This is a genomic window from Serratia sp. CC22-02 (assembly GCF_900182895.1).
Classification (GTDB): Bacteria; Pseudomonadota; Gammaproteobacteria; order Enterobacterales; family Enterobacteriaceae; genus Serratia; species Serratia nevei.
In genome coordinates this window covers 18,271-39,311 of record NZ_FXUD01000005.1, presented here as the reverse complement: position 1 = coordinate 39,311, position 21,041 = coordinate 18,271, and the positions used below count along the sequence as shown (strand labels likewise).

13 protein-coding genes and 1 riboswitch are annotated in these 21,041 nt (G+C 61.9%); of the genes, 6 read left to right on the top strand and 7 right to left on the bottom strand.

Features of this window, described 5'->3' with window-relative positions; all coding sequences use genetic code 11:
• Positions 1–102 precede the first annotated feature (102 nt).
• Complete coding sequence (gene psiE / locus QOL81_RS17175; protein WP_004936694.1) at positions 103–510, bottom strand: phosphate-starvation-inducible protein PsiE; 408 nt, start codon at positions 508–510, stop codon at positions 103–105.
• A gap of 225 nt (positions 511–735) precedes the next feature.
• On the opposite strand from psiE, the gene QOL81_RS17170 reads away from it, so the two are divergent.
• Positions 736–2,172 carry a capsule assembly Wzi family protein gene (locus QOL81_RS17170; RefSeq protein ID WP_060425147.1) on the top strand — a complete coding sequence of 479 codons (1,437 nt, stop codon included), beginning with the start codon at positions 736–738 and terminating at the stop codon, positions 2,170–2,172.
• Between the two features lie 61 nt (positions 2,173–2,233).
• Here QOL81_RS17170 and pgi read toward each other — a convergent pair whose 3' ends face one another.
• Positions 2,234–3,880 (bottom strand): glucose-6-phosphate isomerase, encoded by a 1,647-nt coding sequence (gene pgi / locus QOL81_RS17165; RefSeq protein ID WP_197757939.1) that lies wholly within the window; start codon positions 3,878–3,880, stop codon positions 2,234–2,236.
• Positions 3,881–4,109: 229 nt separating this feature from the next.
• On the opposite strand from pgi, the gene QOL81_RS17160 reads away from it, so the two are divergent.
• The 5 genes from QOL81_RS17160 to QOL81_RS17140 all read left to right on the top strand — a co-directional run bounded on the left by QOL81_RS17160 (position 4,110) and on the right by QOL81_RS17140 (position 15,642).
• Positions 4,110–5,918, top strand: a complete 1,809-nt coding sequence (locus QOL81_RS17160) for a cation:proton antiporter (protein WP_060425143.1) — start codon at positions 4,110–4,112, stop codon at positions 5,916–5,918.
• A 52-nt stretch (positions 5,919–5,970) separates the two neighbouring features.
• Positions 5,971–6,165: riboswitch (Lysine riboswitch) on the top strand.
• A 108-nt stretch (positions 6,166–6,273) separates the two neighbouring features.
• Positions 6,274–7,641, top strand: coding sequence for a lysine-sensitive aspartokinase 3 (gene lysC / locus QOL81_RS17155; RefSeq protein ID WP_060425141.1), 1,368 nt, complete (start codon positions 6,274–6,276; stop codon positions 7,639–7,641).
• A 142-nt stretch (positions 7,642–7,783) separates the two neighbouring features.
• Positions 7,784–8,701: a ketopantoate/pantoate/pantothenate transporter PanS gene (panS, locus tag QOL81_RS17150; RefSeq protein WP_049201525.1), complete on the top strand. Its 918-nt coding sequence runs from the start codon at positions 7,784–7,786 to the stop codon at positions 8,699–8,701.
• 385 nt (positions 8,702–9,086) lie between these two features.
• A complete protein-coding gene (locus tag QOL81_RS17145; RefSeq protein ID WP_070913898.1) occupies positions 9,087–10,766 on the top strand; it encodes a ShlB/FhaC/HecB family hemolysin secretion/activation protein in 1,680 nt (559 codons plus the stop codon).
• A gap of 49 nt (positions 10,767–10,815) precedes the next feature.
• Positions 10,816–15,642: a hemagglutinin repeat-containing protein gene (locus QOL81_RS17140; protein ID WP_070913897.1), complete on the top strand. Its 4,827-nt coding sequence runs from the start codon at positions 10,816–10,818 to the stop codon at positions 15,640–15,642.
• A gap of 47 nt (positions 15,643–15,689) precedes the next feature.
• Here QOL81_RS17140 and QOL81_RS17135 read toward each other — a convergent pair whose 3' ends face one another.
• The 5 genes from QOL81_RS17135 to QOL81_RS17115 form a co-directional block, all read right to left on the bottom strand.
• A complete protein-coding gene (locus QOL81_RS17135) occupies positions 15,690–17,339 on the bottom strand; it encodes a Na/Pi cotransporter family protein (protein ID WP_049201530.1) in 1,650 nt (549 codons plus the stop codon).
• Positions 17,340–17,579: 240 nt separating this feature from the next.
• Entirely contained in the window at positions 17,580–18,572 is a 993-nt protein-coding gene (locus tag QOL81_RS17130; RefSeq protein WP_038874358.1) for an ABC transporter ATP-binding protein, read from the bottom strand.
• A 4-nt stretch (positions 18,573–18,576) separates the two neighbouring features.
• Positions 18,577–19,362, bottom strand: coding sequence for an ABC transporter permease (locus QOL81_RS17125; protein ID WP_049201534.1), 786 nt, complete (start codon positions 19,360–19,362; stop codon positions 18,577–18,579).
• A 17-nt stretch (positions 19,363–19,379) separates the two neighbouring features.
• The gene (locus QOL81_RS17120; protein WP_070913896.1) at positions 19,380–20,225 is read right to left on the bottom strand and encodes an ABC transporter permease; all 846 of its coding nucleotides are present in this window, start codon (positions 20,223–20,225) and stop codon (positions 19,380–19,382) included.
• Positions 20,222–21,031 carry an alkaline phosphatase family protein gene (locus tag QOL81_RS17115; protein ID WP_038874364.1) on the bottom strand — a complete coding sequence of 270 codons (810 nt, stop codon included), beginning with the start codon at positions 21,029–21,031 and terminating at the stop codon, positions 20,222–20,224. The genes QOL81_RS17120 and QOL81_RS17115 overlap by 4 nt, the downstream gene beginning before the upstream one ends.
• Positions 21,032–21,041 lie beyond the last annotated feature (10 nt).

Sequence of the window (21,041 nt, the reverse complement as noted above, 5' to 3'; positions counted from 1 at the left end):
TTCAAGTTACAGCGAGTACAGTCAACAACGCTGTAGCTTGAAAGACGACGGGTAATGATATCCTGTGTCTTTGGCGGCCATTGGCCGCCATTTTTATCTCCGCTATTCCCGTTTCAGCCGATCGGTGTTGGCCAGATAGAGCGTCACCACCAGTACCAATATCGCCGCGGCGTAGATCAGGGTATCGATGGGATTCTTGTGGTCCACAATAATCAAACGAATAATCGCGGTAATGCCGATATAAATAAAATAGCGCAGCGGGAAATGATAACCCGACTCAAAATACTTGACGATCAAGGCGATAAATTCAAAGTACAAGAAATAAATCACGATGCCTTCAATCAACAGGTATGAAGAAGACTCTTCGTTGTTGATAAATAACACCTTCGCCAGGTGGAGGGTCTCCTTGACCAGAAACACCACCAGAATTGCCGCCAGCAGCAGCAAACCTACGTTCAGTACCCGCTGCAGCCCTTTCGCTATCATGATCGAACGCGACGTTTTTGCCATAAAACCTCTCTCTGAATACCGCTAATATGATTCAACCGTGCCAATATAGGCATTGTCTTAAAAATTATGCCCCGCGCGAAAGCACTTTAAACCCCATTTAATTCATAAAGTTATAATAAGATGTTTCTGGCTTATAGATTTGTAGCAAATCGAAATGTCAACTATCATGGGTCACAGAGATCTTTACATAAAACTAATAACCTCGAATTAACAAGGGAATTCTTTATGCGCGCTAAACTTAACGGACTGGTCGCTGCGGGCCTGTTTACCTGTGCATTGTCCGGCCACGCCGCCGGCCTGGTAACCCCTGACAACGATCTGCGTAACGATCTCGCCTGGTTGTCTGACCGCGGCGTCATCAACGTCAGCCTGTCCACCTGGCCGCTGAGCCAGGAAGAGATCAGTTCCGTTATCGCGCAGGCCAAACCGGTGACCAATACCGAGAAAAACGTCATCGACCGCGTGCAGCGCCGTGTCGATGCCTTGAAAGCCAACATCCGCGTCAGCGGTTACGCGTCGACGGATAAACCCGGTACCCCGCAGGGCTTCGGCCAAAATGAGTACGCCGACGATCGCCTGACCATCGGCGCCGGCGCCAACGGCGAGTTCTGGGACGTACGTCTGCAGGGCTCGGTGGAAGGCGATCAGCGTGTCAGCGACGGCTCCAAATTCAATATGAACGGCTCCTACGGCGCGGTGAAAATCTGGAACCAGTGGCTCTCCTTCGGCGAAGTTTCCCAATGGTGGGGCCCTGGCTACGACGGCAGCCTGATCCGCTCCGATGCCGCACGCCCGGTGGCGGGCTTCATGCTGCAGCGAGCCGACCAATCGCCGTTTGAAACCCCGTGGCTGTCGTGGATCGGCCGCTGGCAATACCAGCTGACCGCCGGCCAGCTATCGCAGTACAGTTCAGTACCGCACACCAAACTGATCGGCGGTCGTTTCACCATGATGCCGACCGATTTCCTGGAATTAGGCGCCTCACGCATCATGCAGTGGGGTGGTGAGGGCCGTCCGCAATCCTGGAGTTCGTTCTGGAAAGGCGTTAGCGGCCGTGATAATGATGATTCCGGCAAGGGCAACGATCCGGGCAACCAGCTCGCCGGCTTCGACTTCAAACTGAAGATGCAGCCGCTGATCGGCCTGCCGGTCAGCCTGTACGGTCAGCTGGTGGGGGAAGATGAAGCGGGCTATCTGCCTTCGCAAAATACCTATCTGCTCGGCCTGGAAGGCCACCCGGAATGGGGCCCGACGACCATCAACTGGTATATCGAAGGGGCGGATACCCGTTCCGATATGAGTCGGGAACGTTATGTCTACACCCACTATATCTATAAGGGTGGGTATTATCAGCAAGGTTACCCGCTGGGCCACGCCATGGGCGGCGACGGCCAGATGCTGTCCGGTCGCGTAGAGCTGGTGCTGGACGACAGCCAGCGCTGGAGTACCCGCCTGGTATACGCCAAAGTGAACCCGAACAATCAGGCGATCAACCAGGCGTTCCCGAAATCCGATACGCTGAAGGGCATTCAGGTCGGTTGGGGTTACACCTTCCCGTCTCAGGTTAAGTTCGATACCAGCCTGTGGTACACCGATAACGATCACAGCACCGCCGATGACGTGGGCGCGGGCGTCAGCTTCGAAGTACCGATCAATCTGTAATTTGTTGCAGACGTAAAAAAACCCGCCGCGGCGGGTTTTTTATTGGCTTCAGCTCAGGCGATTAGCGCCATTCCTTGAAGCGGTTGATCAGCGCATTGGTCGAGCTGTCGTGGCTGCTGATTTTCTCGCTGCCCGCCAGCTCAGGCAGGATGCGGTTAGCCAGCTGTTTGCCCAGCTCCACGCCCCACTGATCGAAGGTGAAGATGTTCAGGATCGCGCCCTGAGTGAAGATTTTGTGCTCGTACAGCGCGATCAGGCTGCCCAGGCTGAACGGGGTGATTTCGCGCAGCAGGATCGAGTTGGTCGGACGGTTGCCTTCAAACACTTTGAACGGCGCCACGTGCTTGACCTGCTCAGGAGTTTTACCCTGCGCCGCGAACTCGGCCTCCACCACTTCCAGCGACTTGCCGAACGCCAGCGCTTCGGTCTGGGCGAAGAAGTTGGACAGCAGTTTGGCGTGGTGATCGCCCAGCGGGTTATGGCTGATGGCCGGCGCGATGAAGTCGCACGGCACCAGCTTGGTGCCCTGGTGGATCAGCTGGTAGAACGCGTGCTGGCCGTTGGTGCCCGGCTCACCCCAGATGATCGGCCCGGTCTGGTAATCCACCGGATTGCCGTTGCGATCGACGTACTTGCCGTTGGACTCCATGTTGCCCTGCTGGAAGTAAGCGGCAAAACGGTGCATGTACTGATCGTACGGCAGAATGGCTTCGGTTTCGGCGCCGAAGAAGTTGTTGTACCAGATACCGATCAGCGCCAGCAGCACCGGCAGGTTTTTCTCCGCCGGCGTTTCGGCGAAGTGCTTATCCATGGCGTGCGCGCCGCTCAGCAGCTGCTCGAAGTTGTCATAACCGATGGACAGCGCGATCGACAGACCAATCGCCGACCACAGGGAGTAACGGCCCCCTACCCAGTCCCAGAACTCGAACATGTTGTCGGTATCGATGCCGAATTCGGCCACCGCTTTGCCGTTGGTAGACAGCGCGGCGAAGTGCTTGGCTACGTGCTGTTGATCGGCGGCGCTGCTCAGGAACCAGTCGCGCGCGCTGTGGGCGTTGGTCATGGTTTCCTGCGTGGTGAAGGTTTTGGAGGCCACCAGGAACAGCGTGGTTTCCGGGTTCAGCGGCTGCAGCGTTTCGGCGATATGGGTGCCGTCGACGTTGGAGACGAAGTGCATGTTCAAGTGATTTTTATATGGGCGCAGCGCTTCGGTCACCATGTAAGGGCCGAGATCCGAACCGCCGATGCCGATGTTCACCACGTCGGTGATCGGCTTGCCGGTGTAGCCTTTCCACTCGCCGCCGATGACTCGCGCGCAGAACTGTTTGATCTTGGCCAATACCGCGTTCACTTCCGGCATCACGTCTTTGCCGTCGACCAGGATCGGGCTGTTGCTGCGGTTGCGCAGGGCAATGTGCAGCACCGCGCGATCTTCGGTGCGGTTGATTTTCTCACCGGCGAACATCGATTTGATGGCGCCTTGCAGATCGGTTTCTTTCGCCAGCGCCTGCAGCTTCTCCAGGGTTTCCTGCGTGATACGGTTCTTGGAATAGTCCACCAACATTTGGTCGTTGAAGGTCGCGGAGAACCGGGAGAAACGATCGCTGTCCTGGGAGAACAGGTCGGCGATCCGTACGTCTTTCATCTGTGCATAATGTTGCTGCAGGGCTTGCCAAGCAGCGGTTTGACTAGGATTGATATTTTTCATAGCAACACTCTTAGGCTTGAGAATAAAAATGACGCGTTTGTCCGATTGTAGCCTGTTCGACTGTGATTATGATCTCTTTTCTTGCGATAGGCGCTAACTGTCAACGCATTGCCGCCTCGTTTCAGCTTTCACTCTATACTTTGGGCTAACGGCCTGTTATCGGGGTTGCCGAATTGTCATCAGGCTGTGTCATCGTTGCTTATTTCGTCATTTGAAAGGGATCTCGCTTATGGAATTATCCGCCCCGCTCATGTTGGTGCTTATCGGCCTGGCGTCGCTGCTGGCGCAGTGGCTGGCCTGGCTGCTGCGCCTGCCGGCCATTTTGCCGCTGTTGCTGTTCGGCATCGTGCTCGGCCCGACGGTGCATCTGGTGCAGCCGGATCTGCTGTTCGGCGATCTGCTGTTTCCGCTGGTGTCGCTGTCGGTGGCGATCATCCTGTTCGAGGGGGCGTTGACGCTGCGTTTCGAGGAGATACGCGGCCTCGGCGGCGTGGTACGCAATCTGGTCACCGTCGGCATGCTGGTTACCTTTCTGGTCATCAGCCTCGCCAGCTGGTGGCTGCTGGATTTCCCGCCGGAGCTGGCGGCGCTGATCGGCGCGGTGACGGTGGTGACCGGGCCGACGGTGATCGCCCCGCTGATGCGCGTGGTGCGGCCGAACGCCAACATTAACCAGGTGCTGCGCTGGGAAGGGATCGTCATCGATCCGGTCGGCGCCATCTTCACCCTGCTGGTGTTCGAATTCATCGTGCTGAAACAGAATGCGGAGTCCTATACCCACCTGTTTTGGACGCTGGGCGTGACCGCCGCCGTCGGCCTGATCGCCGGCGCGCTGTTCGGCTACCTGCTCGGCCTGGCGCTGCGCCGCGTCTGGCTACCGCGCTACCTGCAGAACCTGGCGGTGCTGGCGATCATGCTGGCCGCCTTCGGCGTTTCCAACGCCATCGCCGACGAATCCGGCCTGCTGACCGTCACGGTGATGGGCATCTGGCTGGCCAACATGCGCGACGTCGATACCAGCGATATTCTGGCGTTCAAAGAGGAGTTGTCGGCGATCCTGATCTCGGCGCTGTTCATCATTCTGGCGGCGCGGCTCGACATCCAGGCGCTGTGGAACATGGGCTGGCCGCTGCTCCTGCTGCTGCTGGCGGTGCAGTTCATCGCCCGGCCGCTGTGCATCGCGGTGTCGACCTGGCGCTCTTCCCTGCACTGGCGCGATCGGCTGCTGCTGTGCTGGATCGCCCCGCGCGGCATCGTCGCCGCGGCGGTCAGCTCGCTGTTCGCGCTGACGCTGCAGCGCAGCGGCTATCAGGGCGCGGACCGGCTGGTCACCGTGGTGTTCGCCATCATCATCGGCACCGTGGTGCTACAAAGCCTGACCAGCGGCATGATGGCGCGCTGGCTGCGGGTACAGCAGCAAAAGCCGCGCGGCGTGCTGATCGTCGGCGCCAACAGCGTGGCGCGCATGCTGGCGCAGGCGCTGATCAAGCTGAACGTGCCGGTGATCGTCACCGACAGCAGTTGGGAATACTACCGCCAGGCGCGCATGGACGGCATTCCGGCCTACTATGGCCACGCCTACTCCGAACACGCCGAGAACTATCTCGACCTGAGCAATATCGCCCAGGTGTTGGCGCTGTCGCCCAATCGCCACCAGAACGCGCTGGCGGTCTACCACTTCGGCCATCTCTTCGGTGAGGATCACGTGTTTGCCATCCGTTCGGGGGCGCCGCTGAAAGGGCGCGGCGCCAGCGCGGAAAGTTCGCGTTTCCGCCGGCATGAAATTTTATTTAATCAGGAAGCCACCTACGGCCGCCTGAGCAGCCTGCTCGCCAGGGGGGCCACCATCAAGGCGACCAAATTGAACGAAAATTTCGGTTGGCTGGAGTATTTGGAGAAACATCAGGGCGTTATCCCGTTATTCAGCCAAAAGGAAGACGGTTCTCTGCAACCGATTGGCGCCGGTTCCACGCCCGCGATGCCCTGTACGCTTATCGCGCTGGTACAAGATGAAAATCCCTCACCGTCTGTACGTTGACAGAATGGCGATAACCGGCTATTCCTAACAGCCTACTTGCGCACCCGGTGCGCAAGCCAGAAGAGGCGCGTCGCCCAGGTAGAGTGTCAGAGGAGCCGTTTCTCCGTTGACGGCACCCGAGGGGGAGCGACGCCGAGGTACGATAATGGCCGGCCATTATCGTATCGACTACAGGGGCTGAATCCCCTGGGTTGTCACCAGGGGATCGCCCACAGGGCGATCGACAAGGTGGGGCGCTTCTGGGTGTATCGTAGCCTGACCTCTACGCCTGCCCCCTGTTTACCGCTCTCCCCTTGTGCCAAGGCTATGGAATTACAGTGCCCCCAAACGGGCATCCCTGACACGAGGTTTCTAGATGAACCAAGCAGCACCCCAGAATTCCACCGTGGTAGCCAAGTTCGGCGGCACCAGCGTCGCCGACTTTGAAGCCATGAACCGCAGCGCCGACGTCGTGCTGGCCAACCCGCAGGTCCGCCTGGTGGTGTTGTCCGCTTCGGCGGGCGTCACCAACCTGTTGGTCGCCCTGGCCGAGGGTTGCGAGGCCGACAAGCGCAATTACCAGCTTGATGAAATTCGCCGCATCCAGTACGCCATCCTCGATCGCCTCACGGCGCCGGCGGTGATCCGTGAAGAGATCGACCGGCTGCTGGAAAACATCGCCATGCTGTCGGAGGCCGCGTCGCTGGCCACTTCGACGGCGTTGACCGACGAGCTGGTCAGCCATGGGGAGCTGATGTCCACCCTGCTGTTCGTTGAAATCCTGCGCGCCCGCAACGTGCAGGCCGAATGGTTCGACGTGCGCAAAGTGATGCGCACCGACGATCACTTCGGCCGCGCCGTGCCGGACAGCGCCGCGCTCAGCGAACTGGCCCGAGCGCAGTTGCAGCCGCGCCTGCAGGAAGCGCTGGTGGTCACCCAAGGCTTTATCGGCAGCGAGCCGAAGGGCCGTACCACCACGCTCGGCCGCGGCGGCAGCGACTATACCGCCGCGCTGCTCGGCGAGGCGCTCGGCGTTGGCCGGGTGGATATCTGGACCGACGTGCCGGGCATCTACACCACCGATCCGCGCGTGGTGCCGGCGGCCAAGCGCATCGACAAAATCGGTTTCGAAGAGGCGGCGGAAATGGCCACCTTCGGCGCTAAAGTCCTGCACCCCGCCACCCTGCTGCCGGCGGTGCGCAGCGATATTCCGGTATTCGTCGGCTCCAGCAAGGATCCGGCGGCCGGCGGCACGCTGGTGTGCAACACCACCGAAAACCCGCCGCTGTTCCGTGCGCTGGCGCTGCGCCGCAAGCAAACGCTGCTGACGCTGCACAGCCTGAACATGCTGCACGCGCGCGGTTTCCTGGCCGAGGTGTTCAATATTCTGGCGCGCCACAACATCTCCGTCGATCTGATCACCACCTCGGAGGTCAGCATTGCGCTGACCATGGACACCACCGGTGCCACCTCCGTCGGCGGCAGCCTGCTGACCACCTCGCTGCTGACCGAGCTGTCGTCGCTGTGCCGGGTGGAAGTGGAAGAAAACCTGGCGCTGGTGGCGATCATCGGCAACCAGCTGTCGCGGGCCTGCGGCGTAGGCAAAGAGGTGTTCGGCGTGCTCGATCCGTTCAATATCCGCCTGATCTGCTACGGCGCCAGCAGCTATAACCTGTGCTTCCTGGTCCCGGGCGAAGAAGCCGAGCAGGTGGTGCGCGCCCTGCACCACAACCTGTTCGAATAAGTCATTATCCCTGATTGCGGGCGCAGCACGCTGCGCCCCTGCGTCTAAAAAATTCGTTCAAAACCTGCAGGGGTTCAGCATGTTGAACCCGCAAAAAACACAACCACACCCACCGTTCTCAATCTGGCTAAGGAAAACCTGCATGTTGGCACTCTTCACGCGCTTATTCCCCCTGTGGGCGATACTGCTGTCCGTCACCGCCTATTACACGCCGACCTCCTTTACCGGCATCGGCCCCTACGTCAGCCCGCTGCTGATGCTAATCATGTTCGCCATGGGCGTCACGCTGCGGCTGGACGACTTCAAACGCGTGCTGGCGCGCCCCGGCCCGGTGGCGGCCGGCATCTTCCTGCACTATCTGATCATGCCGCTGGCGGCCTGGATCCTGGCGATGCTGTTCCGCATGCCACCGGATCTGTCCGCCGGCATGGTGCTGGTGGGCAGCGTGGCCAGCGGTACCGCGTCCAACGTAATGATCTACCTGGCCAAGGGTGACGTGGCGCTGTCGGTGACCATCTCAGCGGTCTCGACGCTGGTGGGGGTGTTCGCCACGCCGCTGCTGACCCGCCTGTATGTCGACGCCAAGATCAGCGTCGATATCATGGGCATGCTGCTGAGCATTCTGCAGATCGTGGTGATCCCGATCGGCCTTGGGCTGATCGTCCACCACACCCTGACCAAGGCGGTGAAACGCATTGAGCCGCTGCTGCCGGCGCTGTCGATGGTGTGTATCCTCGCGATCATCAGCGCGGTGGTGGCGGGCAGCCAAAGCCACATCGCCTCGGTCGGTTTGGTGGTGATCGTCGCGGTGATCCTGCACAACGGCATCGGTTTGCTCAGCGGCTACTGGGGCGGCAAGCTGTTCGGCTTCGACGAATCCACCTGCCGCACGCTGGCGATCGAAGTCGGCATGCAGAACTCCGGGCTGGCAGCCACGCTGGGTAAAATCTACTTCTCACCGCTGGCCGCTCTGCCGGGCGCACTGTTCTCGGTCTGGCACAACCTCTCCGGTTCGCTGCTGGCGGGGTATTGGTCCGGCCGCCCTATCAAGAAAAAATAAACCGCCTGTAGGGACGCAAACAATTGCGTCCCCGTTCTTCTCTGCGAAATTTCGTATTTCCCACTGGTCGGATTGTCATAATTCCTCTCATCCCCTATCATCCGTGAAAAATAAAAATTCAGATTCTTCCTAACCATGCCGATAATGTTGGCAAGAGGAAGAGACGTTCTACTTTTTTTAATTAATTAAGTCACCAGGGTTGCCCACCATAAAAGAAGCAGCCTAATTATTATTTAGATCTATACCCACCGTCTTATTTGCCGCGGCAAATCAAGATACCTCGCAATGTGCATGTCGCTCATTATTTCGGGCCGGCCGTCGGCCGCCCGTGGTTAACCTCATGGATTGGGCGGGCTGCCCCGGCGGCCTCTCATAATGGATTACAATGATAAAAAAAATAACCGCCTTGACGCTGTTGGTCAGCACGGCCCTTTCCGCCGAAACCCTGCCGGACGCCCACATGATGCGGGATATGTCGATGGGGGAGTCGCGCCGTGCGTTGCAAGACAGCACGCGTGAAGTCAACCAGTTGATTGAGCAACGCCGCTACCAGCAGCTGAAGCAGCAACGTTTGCTGGCGGAGCCGGAACCGCCCGCGCCCGCCCTGCCGCAGTCCGCGCAGTGCCTGCCGATCGCCGGCGTTTATCTGCAGGGCGTCACCCTGCTCTCGCCGACCGATTTATCCGCCCTGAGCGCGCTGCCGGAAAACTGCATCAGCAGCAATGATATCAATCGCCTGACCCGCGAATTAACGCGCCTTTATGTGCAGAAAGGCTATATCACCGCGCGCGTGCAAATTGTTCGCCCTAATTCACAGGGAGAATTGGGGTTAAGCGTTACCGAAGGATTCATCGAGAAAATAGAAGGCGGCGATCGCTGGGTCAACAGCCGTTTATTATTTCCGGGGCTGGAAGGCAAGCCGTTGAAATTAACCGAGCTCGACCAGGGATTGGATCAGGCCAACCGTTTGCAATCGAATACCACCAAGCTGGATATATTGCCCGGCCACCAGGTTGGCGGTTCGGTCATTCGTTTGCGCAATCAACATGCCAAGCCCTGGCTGATTACCGCCGGCACGGATAATTACGGCCAAAAAAGCACCGGCCAGTGGCTGGCGCGCACCACCGCCACGCTGGACAGCCCGTTCGGCCTGTCGGACTTCGTCAGCCTGAACGCCAGCAGCACGCTGGAAAACCCGGCTCACCGCTATAACCGCGCCTATACCCTGCTCTATTCGCTGCCGTACGGCGCGTTCACCTTCAGCGGGTTCGCCAGCTTCTCGTCCTATGAGAACCACCAGCAACTGCCGCACAACGTGGTCAAACTGCACGGCCAGACCCAACAGTACGGGCTGCGCAGCGACTATGTGTTTTACCGCGATCGCGATCAGATAGACAGCCTGAGCGGCCAGTTGACCTACAAGCGCATCGACAGCTACTTCGAAAGCGTGCGCCTCGAAGTCAGCAGCCCCACGCTGACCCTGGCCGAGCTGAGCGCCAGCCACCTGCAGATTCTGCCCAACGGGGTGTTCAGCGCCAATCTCAGCGTCGAACAGGGTCTGCCGTGGTTGGGGGCCGATCGCCACCCGAGCTCGGTGCACCTCGACAGCCAGTTCACCAAGGGCAAGCTGTTCGCCAACCTCAGCCAGCGCCTTCACCTGGGCGAGGCGACCTATCAGCTCAACAACCTGTTCTATGGCCAGTACAGCCGCGACCCGCTGCCCGGCGTGGAATGGCTGAGCCTTACCGATCGCAGCGCCGTGCGCGGCTTTAGCCGCAGCACCCAGTCCGGCGACAACGGCTGGTATCTGCAGAACACGCTGTCGCGCAGCTTCAATCTGGGCGCCACCACGCTGACGCCGCGCCTCGGCGCCGACGTCGGCCGCATTTTGCCGCGCCAGGACAACTCGGGGTGGCGCAGCAGCACCGGCCTGAGCAGCGGCGCCACGTTGCGCTATCGGCAGGCGCTGGTCGATCTCGAGGTCAGCCGCGGCTGGATCTTGTCAAATCACGCCACGCCGGAAGATCCCGTTCAGGTACTGGCGCGCTTTTCTTACACCTTTTAATTAATCAGCAGTTTTGCAGGACCCCACGGCAATATACGGAGAGACATGGATGAAAAATAATAACTTCAGGCTTTCAGCAGCGGGCAAACTGGCCGCCGCGCTGGCGATTATTCTCGCCGCTTCCGCCGGCGCCTATGCCGCGGAGATCGTGGCGGCCAACGGCGCCAACGGCCCCGGCGTTTCCACCGCCGCAACCGGCGCGCAGGTGGTCGACATCGTCGCGCCGAACGGTAACGGGCTGTCGCACAACCAGTATCAGGACTTCAACGTCAACCAGCCCGGCGCGGTGCTGAACAACTCCCGCGAGGCAGGGCTGTCGCAGCTGGCCGGTCAACTGGGCGCCAACCCCAATCTGGGCGGGCGCGAAGCCAGCGTCATTCTCAACGAAGTGATCGGCCGTAACCCTTCTCTGCTGCACGGCCAGCAAGAGATCTTCGGCATGGCGGCCGACTACGTGCTGGCCAACCCGAACGGCATCAGCTGCCAGGGCTGCGGGTTCATCAATACCAGCCGCTCCTCGCTGGTGGTCGGCAACCCGCTGGTGGAGAACGGCCTGCTGCAGGGCTACAGCACCCTGGACAACCGCAATACCCTGAGCCTCAACGGTACCCTGAACGCCGGCGGCGTGCTGGATCTGATCGCACCGAAGATAGACAGCCGCGGTGACGTGATCGTACAAGACTTCACCCACCGCAACGGCAGCGTAACGCCGGCGGCGATCAACGCCATCAGCGGCCATAACCGCGTGGCGCGCGACGGCAAGGTGCTGGCCAGCGTACAGCCGACCACCGCGCTGGACAGCTACTACCTCGGCAGCATGCAGGCCGGACGCATCAACATCATCAACACCGCGCAGGGCAGCGGCGTGAAGCTGGCGGGCACGCTGGCCGCCCGCGACGATCTCAAGGTGAAAGCCTACGATATTCGCAGCGAAAGCCGGGTTGACGACGCCAGCAGCAACCGCAACGGCGGCGACAACTACCAGAACTACCGCGGCGGCATCTACGTCAACGACCGCAGCAGCAGCCAGAAGCTGACCCGCACCGAGCTGAAAGGCAAGAACATCAGCCTGGTGGCGGATAACCACGCGCACCTCACCGCCACCGATATTCGCGGCGAAGACATCACCCTCCAGGGCGGCAAGCTGACGCTCGACGGCCAGCAGCTGAAACAGACCCAGGGCCACACCGACGACCGCTGGTTCTACTCCTGGCAATACGACGTCACCCGTGAGCGCGAGCAGCAGCAGCAGGCAGGCAGCACCGTCGCCGCCAGCGGCAGCGCCAAACTCGTCAGTACCCGGGAAGACGTGAACCTGTTGGGCGCCAACGTCAGCGCCGATCGGGCGCTGAGCGTCAAGGCGGCGCGCAACGTGCACCTCGCCGGACTGGTGGAGAAGGATAAGTCCACCGAACGCGGCTACCAGCGCAATCACACTTCCAGCCTGCGCACCGGCAGCTGGAGCAGCAGCGACGAAAGCGAAAGCCTGAAGGCCAGCGAACTGCGCAGCCAGGGGGCGCTGACGCTGGAGGCCGGCAACAACGTCGCGACCCAGGGCGCCAAGCTGCACGCCGGCCGCGATTTGACGGTCAATGCCGGCAACCAAATCCAGATCGGGGTGCAGAAAACCGCCAACGCCAAAGCGGTGCGCGATGACAAAACCTCCTGGGGCGGCATCGGCGGCGGCGACAACAAAAACAACAGCAACCGTCGCGAGGTCAGCCACGCCTCCGAACTGACCAGCGACGGCACCCTGCGCCTGAACGGCCAGCAGGGCGTCACCATCACCGGCAGCAAGGCGCGCGGCAAGGAAGGCGGCCTGGTCACCGCCACGCAAGGTGGCCTGCGCATCGACAACGCGCTGAGCACCACCGTGGACAAAATCGACGCGCGCACCGGCACCGCCTTCAACATCACCAGCAGTTCACACAAGGCCGACAACAGCTACCAGAGCAGCACCGCCAGCGAGCTGAAGTCTGATACCAACCTGAAGCTGGTCAGCCGTAAGGATACCGACGTCATCGGCAGCCAGGTCACCAGCGGCGGTGAGCTGAGCGTGACGTCACAGACCGGCAACATCAACGTCAAGGCCGCCGAACAGCAGCAAAAAATCGATGAGCAGAAGACCGCGCTGACCGTCAACGGCTACGCCAAAGAAGCCGGCGACAAGCAATACCGTGCCGGTTTGCGCATCGAACACACCCGCGACAGCGAAAAAACCACCCGCACCGAAAACCGCGCCTCGACCCTCAGCGGCGGTAGCGTGAAGCTCGAGGCGGAGAAGGACGTGACCTTCAGCGGCTCCAAACTGGTCGCCGACAAAGGCGACGCCAGCGTCAGCGGCAACAAGGTCTCGTTCCTGGCGGCCGACGATAAAACCACCTCGAACACCGAGCAGACCAAGATCGGCGGCGGTTTCTACTACACCGGCGGCATCGACAAGCTCGGCAGCGGCGTGGAAGCCGGCTACGAGAACAGCAAAACGCAGGCGCAGAGCAGCAAGGCGGTCACCTCCGGCAGCGACGTCAAAGGCAACCTGACTGTCAACGCCCGCGACAAGCTGACCCAGCAAGGCGCGCAGCACAGCGTCGGCGGCACCTACCAAGAGAACGCCGCCGGCGTCGATCATTTGGCCGCCGCCGACACCGCCAGCAGCAGCACCACCAAAACCGACGTCGGCGTGAACATCGGTGCCAACGTCGATTACAGCGCCGTGACCCGCCCGGTCGAGCGCGCGGTCGGCAAGGCGGCCAAGCTGGACGCCACCGGCGTCATCAACGACATCGGCGGCATCGGCGCGCCTAACGTCGGCCTGGATATCGGCGCACAGGGCGGCAGCAGCGAAAAACGCAGCAGCAGCTCGCAGGCGGTGGTCAGCTCGGTGAAAGCCGGCAGCATCGACATCAACGCCAAAGGCGAAGTGCGCGATCAGGGCACGCAATATCAGGCAAGCAAAGGCGCGGTCACGCTGACGGCGGACAGCCACCGCAGCGAAGCTGCAACGAACCGCCAGGAAGAGCAGAACCGCGATACCCGCGGCAGCGCCGGCGTGCGCGTCTACACCTCCACCGGCAGCGATCTGACCGTGGACGCCAAGGGCGAAGGCGGCACCCAGCGCAGCAACAGCAGCGCCAGCCAGGCGGTGACCGGCTCGATCGACGCGGCCAACGGCATCAACGTCAACGTGAAAAAAGACGCGGTCTATCAGGGTACCGCGCTGAACGGCGGCAGCGGTAAAACCACCGTCGACGCCGGCGGCGATATCCGCTTTGATCAGGCCAGCGACAAACAGAGTGAGAACCACAGCGGCTTTAACGTCAAGGCCTCGGCGAAGGGCGGCTTCACCGCCGACAGTAAAAACTTCGGCGCCGGCTTCGGCGGCGGTACCAACAAAGGCGAAAGCAGCGGCAGTACCGCACAGGTCGGCAACGTCAGCGGCCAACAGGGCGTTGAACTGAAGGCGGGCCGCGATCTGACGCTTAAAGGCACCGACGTTAAAAGCCAGGGCGACATCACCCTGAGCGCGGGCAACAAGGTCGCGCTGCAGGCGGCGGAATCGACCCAAACGCGCAAGGAAAGCCAGCTGTCCGGCAATCTCGATCTGGGCGCCGGCAGCAGCGACAGCAAGGAAAAAACCGGTGGCAGTCTCTCCGCCGGCGGCGCGTTCGACATCGCCAAGGTGAATGAGTCCGCGACCGAACGCCAGGGCGCTACGCTCGCCTCAGACGGCAAGGTCACCCTGTCCGCCGGCGGCAAAGGCGATGACGCGCTGCATCTGCAGGGCGCCAAGGTCAGCGGCGGCAGCGCCGTGCTCGAGGCGAAAAACGGCGGTATCCTGCTGGAGTCCGCCAAGAACGAGCAGCATAAGGACAACTGGAGCCTGGGCATTAAAGCCAACGCCAAAGGCGGCCAAACGTTCAACAAGGACGCCGCCGGCAAGGTCGATCCGAACACCGGCAAAGACACCCATACGCTGGGCGCCGGTCTGAAGGTCGGCGTGGAACAGCAGGATAAAACCACCCACGCCAACACCGGCATCACCGCGGGCAATGTGGCGCTCAACAGCGGCAAGGACACCCGCCTCGCCGGGGCGCGCATCGATGCCGACAGCGTACAGGGCAAGGTGGGCGGCGATCTGCACGTTGAAAGCCGCAAAGACGTCGAGAAAGGCGTGAAGGTGGATGTGGATGCCGGTCTGAGCCACAGCAACGATCCGGGCAGCAGCATCACCTCCAAGCTGTCGAAGGTGGGCACGCCGCGCTACGCCGGGAAAGTGAAAGAGAAACTGGACGCCGGGGTGAACAAAGTGGCCGACGCCACCACCGACAAGTACAACAGCGTGGCGCGTCGCCTCGATCCGCAGCAGGACACCACCGGCGCGGTCAGCTTCAGCAAAGCCGACGGTAAAGTGACGCTGCCGGAAACGCCGGCCGGCGAGAAACCGCAGGGCCCGCTGTGGGATCGCGGTGCACGCACCGTCGGCGGCGCAGTGAAAGACAGCGTCACCGGGCCGGCGGGCCGCCAGGGGCAGCTCAAGGTCAATGCCGAGGTGGTGAACAACAACGCGGTCGGCGAGCAATCGGCGATTACCGGTAAGCACGGCGTGGCGCTGCAGGTCGGCGGCCAAACCCAACTCACCGGCGGCGAGATCCGCAGCCAGCAGGGCAAGGTGGAACTGGGCGGCAGCCAGGTCAGCCAGCAGGACGTCAGCGGCCAACGTTATCAGGGCGGCGGCCGCGTCGATGTGGCGGCCACGGTAGGCGGCCTGGCCGCCGGTGCGGCGAAACAGGGCGTTGACGGCAACGTGCCGTTCGCCAGCGGCCATGCCTCAACGAAACAGGCGGACGCCAAAGCCGGCGTGTTCAGCGGCAAATAACGCACCTCTCCTAGGCAATGCCCCCGGTGAAAACCGGGGGCATTTTTTTACAGCGTGCTTGGGGTGTCTTCCCAGTCGCGATCGTCGTCCTTCGCATCCTGATCCAACACGTTGTAAGCCACGGCGCAAAACAGCGAGTTCAGGCGCTTCATGTCCCCCAACAACCCCAAATGCAGCGAACTGGTCTCGATGCTCTGCACGTTTTGCTGGTGCAGGCGATCGACGTGCGCGTGCGCGTAGCGGCGATCCAGAATGCGGAAGCGGTGCTTGGAACGGCGCAGGCGCTTGGCGCTGGTAACGTCGCCGGACAGGAACACCGACAGCCCCAGACGCAGGTTGCCGATCAGCCGCTCGTGCAGCCCATCCAGCTCCGCCAGCCCTTCCGTCGAGAAGGCCCGGCGCGCGGCGTGCGACTTGGCGCCCACGTCGCCGGCCATGCGTTCGATGATGTCGCCCGCCTGTTCCAGGTTGAGCGCCATTTCGATGATCTCCGCCCAGCGGCGCGAATCTTCCTCGCCCAGATCCTCCTTCTGGATCTGCGCCAGATACAGCTTGATGGCGGTGTACAGCACGTCGACGTCGTCATCCAGACGCCGCACCTCTTTATCCACCCCTTGCTTGCCGTGCAGCACTTCGCGCTGCAGGATCATCATGTGTTCCACCACGTCGCCCATCCGCAGCGTTTCGCGCGCCGCGTTGGCCAGCGCCAGCGTCGGCGTGTCCAGCGCGCTGGCGTCCAGATGGCGCGGCCGCATGCGCGGATCGTCGGCCGCCACGTCGACGATCAGTCGCTCGCACAGCGTCGCCATCGGCCCGGCCAGCGGGATCATCACCAGACAGCGGATCAGGTTGTAGAACACGTGGAAATAGATCACCAGTTCTTCGCTGCCGCCAGGCAACTGAGCCATCACATCCGCCAGATAGGCGACGAACGGCAGCACCAGCACGCACCCCACCAGCTTGAACAGCAGGCTGCCGAGCGCTACGCGCCGTCCGGCGGCGTTCTGGCCGCTGGCGTTGATCATCGCCAGCAGGCCGCTGCCGAGGTTGGCGCCGATCACCAGGCAGAGCGCCACCTTCAGCGAAATCACGCCGGACGCGGTCAGGGTAGCGGTCAGCAGCACCGCCGCCAGGCTGGAATAACTAACGATGGCAAATAACGCGCCGGTCAGGGCGTCCAGCATCACGTCGCCGGTCAGCGACGAGAACAGCACTTTGACCCCGGCCGCCTGGGTGATCGGCGTGGCGGCGGCCACGATCAGCTCCAGCGCCAGCACGATCAGCCCAAGGCCGATCAGGACGCGCCCGATCTGGCCGATCCGCATCTGTTTGCGGCTGAGGAACAGGAAGACGCCGACCAGGATCAGCAGCGGCGACAGCCAGGAAAGATCGAAGGTCAACACGCGCGCCATCAGCGCGGTGCCGACGTCGGCGCCGAGCATGATCACCAGCGCAGGCGCCAGCCCCACCAGCCCCTGAGCGACGAAAGAGGTCACCAGCAGCGCCGTGGCGTTGCTGCTTTGCACCAGCGCGGTCACGCCAATGCCGGAAACGAACGCCAGCGGCTTTTTCTCAACGCTGTCGCTCAACACGCGCCGCAGATTGGCGCCGTAAACCCGCATGATCCCGGTGCGCACGATGTGGGTACCCCACACCAACAGCGCCACGGAGGAAAGCAGGTGAAGAAGGGTCAGCACGGAAGATACGCTCCATTAACGCCCGGCCAAAGGAGGCTGATACCCGATGCCAGTCAGGCGGTGCGGACGGACGGAACGGTTCTGTTCGCCTTAGCCGCAGCCGGTAGGCCAAAAGATGACGGGTACAGCGCGCGGTCCCGCCTGCCGGGCGTAGGTCTGGCAGGACAGCGAGCGGGCGGCAGACCGCAGAAGAGAAGGGTTAATGCGGCGGCGGAAAGGCCCCGGCGCCGCGCTGCGAAGTCATGCAACTTCCCGCAATACAACAGGTTCCAAGTGTAGCCCAATTTCCGCGCCGTCGGGCCGCAGGTCGGCCACCGACCGGTTGAGCACGTCAACCAGCAATTCTACACCGCGAACCTGAATCCGATAGCGTACCACATTCCCGAGCAAACTGTGGCCCAGGATCACCCCGCCGATCCCCTGCCCGGCCGGCAACAGGCCGATAGACTCGGGCCGGATCGCCACCTTGCCGGCATAGCTGCGCCCGGTCAGCTGGGCGGCCTGTTCGGCGGTCAGCAGGTTATAGTTGCCGATAAACCCGGCGGCGAAGGCGTCCGCCGGCTGGGTATACAGGGTTTCCGCATCGCCGCTCTGCACGATCTGCCCCTTGTTCATCAGCACGATGCGATCCGACAGGGTCAACGCCTCTTCCTGATCGTGGGTAACGAAGATCGCCGTCAGGTTCAGCTCGCGTTGAATGCGCCGAATCTGCTCGCGCAGGTGTTTGCGGATACGCGCGTCCAGCGCCGACAGCGGTTCGTCGAGCAGCAGCAGCCGCGGGCGGGTGACCAGCGATCGCGCCAGCGCCACGCGCTGACACTGGCCGCCCGACAGCTGATGCGGATAGCGCTTCGCCAGATCGCTCAGCTCCACCAGCGCCAGCACCTCCTGCACCCGCTGGCCGATCTGCCCGGCCGCCAGCTTCTGCATTTTCAGCCCGAAGGCCACGTTGCCTTCCACCGTCATATTGGGAAACAGCGCATAGCTTTGGAACACCATGCCGATGCCGCGCTTTTGCGGCGCCAGCGGCACCAGATCCTGGCCCTGCAGCAAAATGTGCCCGCTGTCGACCGGGGTCAGGCCGGCCAGGCAGCGCAGCAGCGTCGATTTGCCGCAGCCGCTCGGCCCCAGCAGGGTGACGAACTCCCCCTCTTCGGCGGTGAAATCGATATCCTGAAACACCTGGGTCTGGCCATAGTGTTTGTTCAGGCGGGTGACGTTGAGATAAGCCATCGGGTTAACCCTTGTTTTTATTCAGCAGGTTCGCCAGCCAGGTGACGAGCAGTACCACGGCGAAATAGGAGATGACCAGCGCGCTGGTGAAATGCCCGCTGCCGTTGCGCATGTTGAACAGGTAGACCTGCAGCGTTTCATACTGGCTGCCCACCAGCAGGTTGGCGAACACGAACTCGCCGATCAGAAACGAGAACGACAGCAGCACGGCGATCGTTCCGCCCTTGCGCAGGTTCGGCAGCACCACCAGCAGCGCCGCCTGCCAGGTGCTGGCGCCGAGCAGGTGCGCGGCGTCCATCAGATCGCGCAGATTGATCGCCTGCATGTTATTGCTGATGGCGCGGTAGATAAACGGCAGCGCGATGGTGAAATAGCAGCCCACCAAAATCCACGGAGTGCCGAGCAGCGGCAGCGGATCGGCGGCGAACAGCTGCATCAGCCCCACCGCCGACACCACCGGCGGCACGGCGAACGGCAGCAGAATCAGCACGTTCATCACCGCGTCCAGCTTGGGAAAGTAGTAAGCGATCACAAACATCGCCGGCAGGATCACCACCACCGACAGCAGCAGCGTGCCGAAGCAGATCAACAGCGAGTGCCACAGCGCCTGCAAAAAGCGCGGGTCGCTCCACAGCGCCGTCAGCCACTTCAGGGTAAAACCGTCCGGCAAAATGGTGGCGCCCCACTGGGTGGCCAGCGCATAAATCAGCGTCGCCGCCAGCGGCAACAGCAGGATCAGCAGCAGCAGGCCGGTCACCGTGCGATGGTACAGGCGTTCAGCACGCGACATGAGCATTCTCCATCCGATTATGAGCGCGCATTGAGGTAGCTCCTGCGCAGCATCCATTGGTGGATCACCGTGATAAACGCCATCATCACCACCAGCAGCATCGCCAGCGCGCTGGCCAGGTTCGGATCGAGGGAGATGTCCCCCGCCACCAGCGCCGAGATACGGATCGGGATCACGTTGAAGTTGCCGGTGGTCAGCGCGTAGACCGTAGCGTAGGCGCCCAGCGCATTAGCCAGCAGAATGACGAAGGTGCCCATCAGCGCCGGCGCCAGCACCGGCAGGCCGATATGCCGCCAGTAGCGCCAGGGGCCGGCGCCGAGCAGCGCCGCCGACTCACGCCAATCGGCGCGCAGCGCGTCGAACGCCGGATACAGCAACAGCACCCCCAGTGGGATCTGGAAGTAGGTATACAGCACGATCAGGCCGCTCTTCGAATAGAGGTTGAAACTCTCCATCAGACCGTATTTGCGCAGCAGCAGCGTCAGGCAACCGTTCAGCCCCAGCAGGATGACGAAGGCAAACGCCAGCGGCACCCCGGCGAAGTTGCTGGTCATGTTGGTGAACGACATCACGAAGTCATGAAATCGGGTTTGGCCGAGCTGGCGCAGCGAGTAACTGCCCACTAACGCAATCAGCAAGCCGTAGACGCTCGACCACAGCGAGATCTCCAGCGAGAACTGAAAGGCCTGCAGGTAGAACGGCGACGTGAGGATATCGACATAGTTGCCCCATCCCCAGCCGCTGCTCTCGCTGAAAAAGCTGTGAACGGCGATCCATACCAGCGGGGCGATCTGAAACGCGCCGAACAGCACGATAAACGGCAGCAGGCACAGCGCGGCGATCCATTTGTTTTTGCCGTTCATCGCGCATCCTGCGCCAGCAGCGCGCGGCAGCGCGGCTTGTCGTGCGGCGCCTGCAGCAGATCGCAAATCGTGCCGCACAGCTCGGTTTGCTGCGGATCGGCGTCGTCCAGGCTGAAGCCCGTGCCGAACACGAACAGCGGCACCTGGCGCTCTTCCGGCAACACACCGCCGTGGCTGCGATCGTCGTTCATGCCGTGGTCGGCGGTAACCAGCACCTGATAACCGGCGGCCAGCCACTCGGGCAGATAGCGCGACAGCGAACCATCGGCGCGGCGTGCCGCATTGCGGTACTGCGGCGAAGAGAGGCCGAAGCGGTGCCCGGCGTCGTCGATGTTCATCGGATGGACCAGCAGAAAGTCCGGCTGATGACGCAGGCGCAAGCTTTCGGCGTCGTCGAACAGATGGCTGTCGGGATAGCCGTCGTCGTAATAGAAATGCCCGTGCTGGATCGGCAGCTCAGGCGCGTCGGTATGGCGGTCGCGCGCGGCGTCGAACGGCGTGCGGTTATACAATTCGCTGAACCAATGATACGCGGCGGCGGCGGTGGTCAGCCCGGCGGCGCGCGCGTAATGAAACACGCTTTGTTGATGAGAAAGGCGCGAGACGTGGTTGTGCACCACGCCGCTCTCCACCGGCGTGACGCCGGTGAGGATGCATTCATACAGCGGCCGGGAGAGCGAGGGCAGCTCGCTCTCCAGCAGGTACAACCGTCCGCGTCCCGCCGCGCATTCGGCCTGCAGATAGCCCATGGCGTCGTGCGCCACCCGGTAGTTGAGGCCGTCCAGCAGCACGAGGATCGTTTTCATGGTGCGTTAA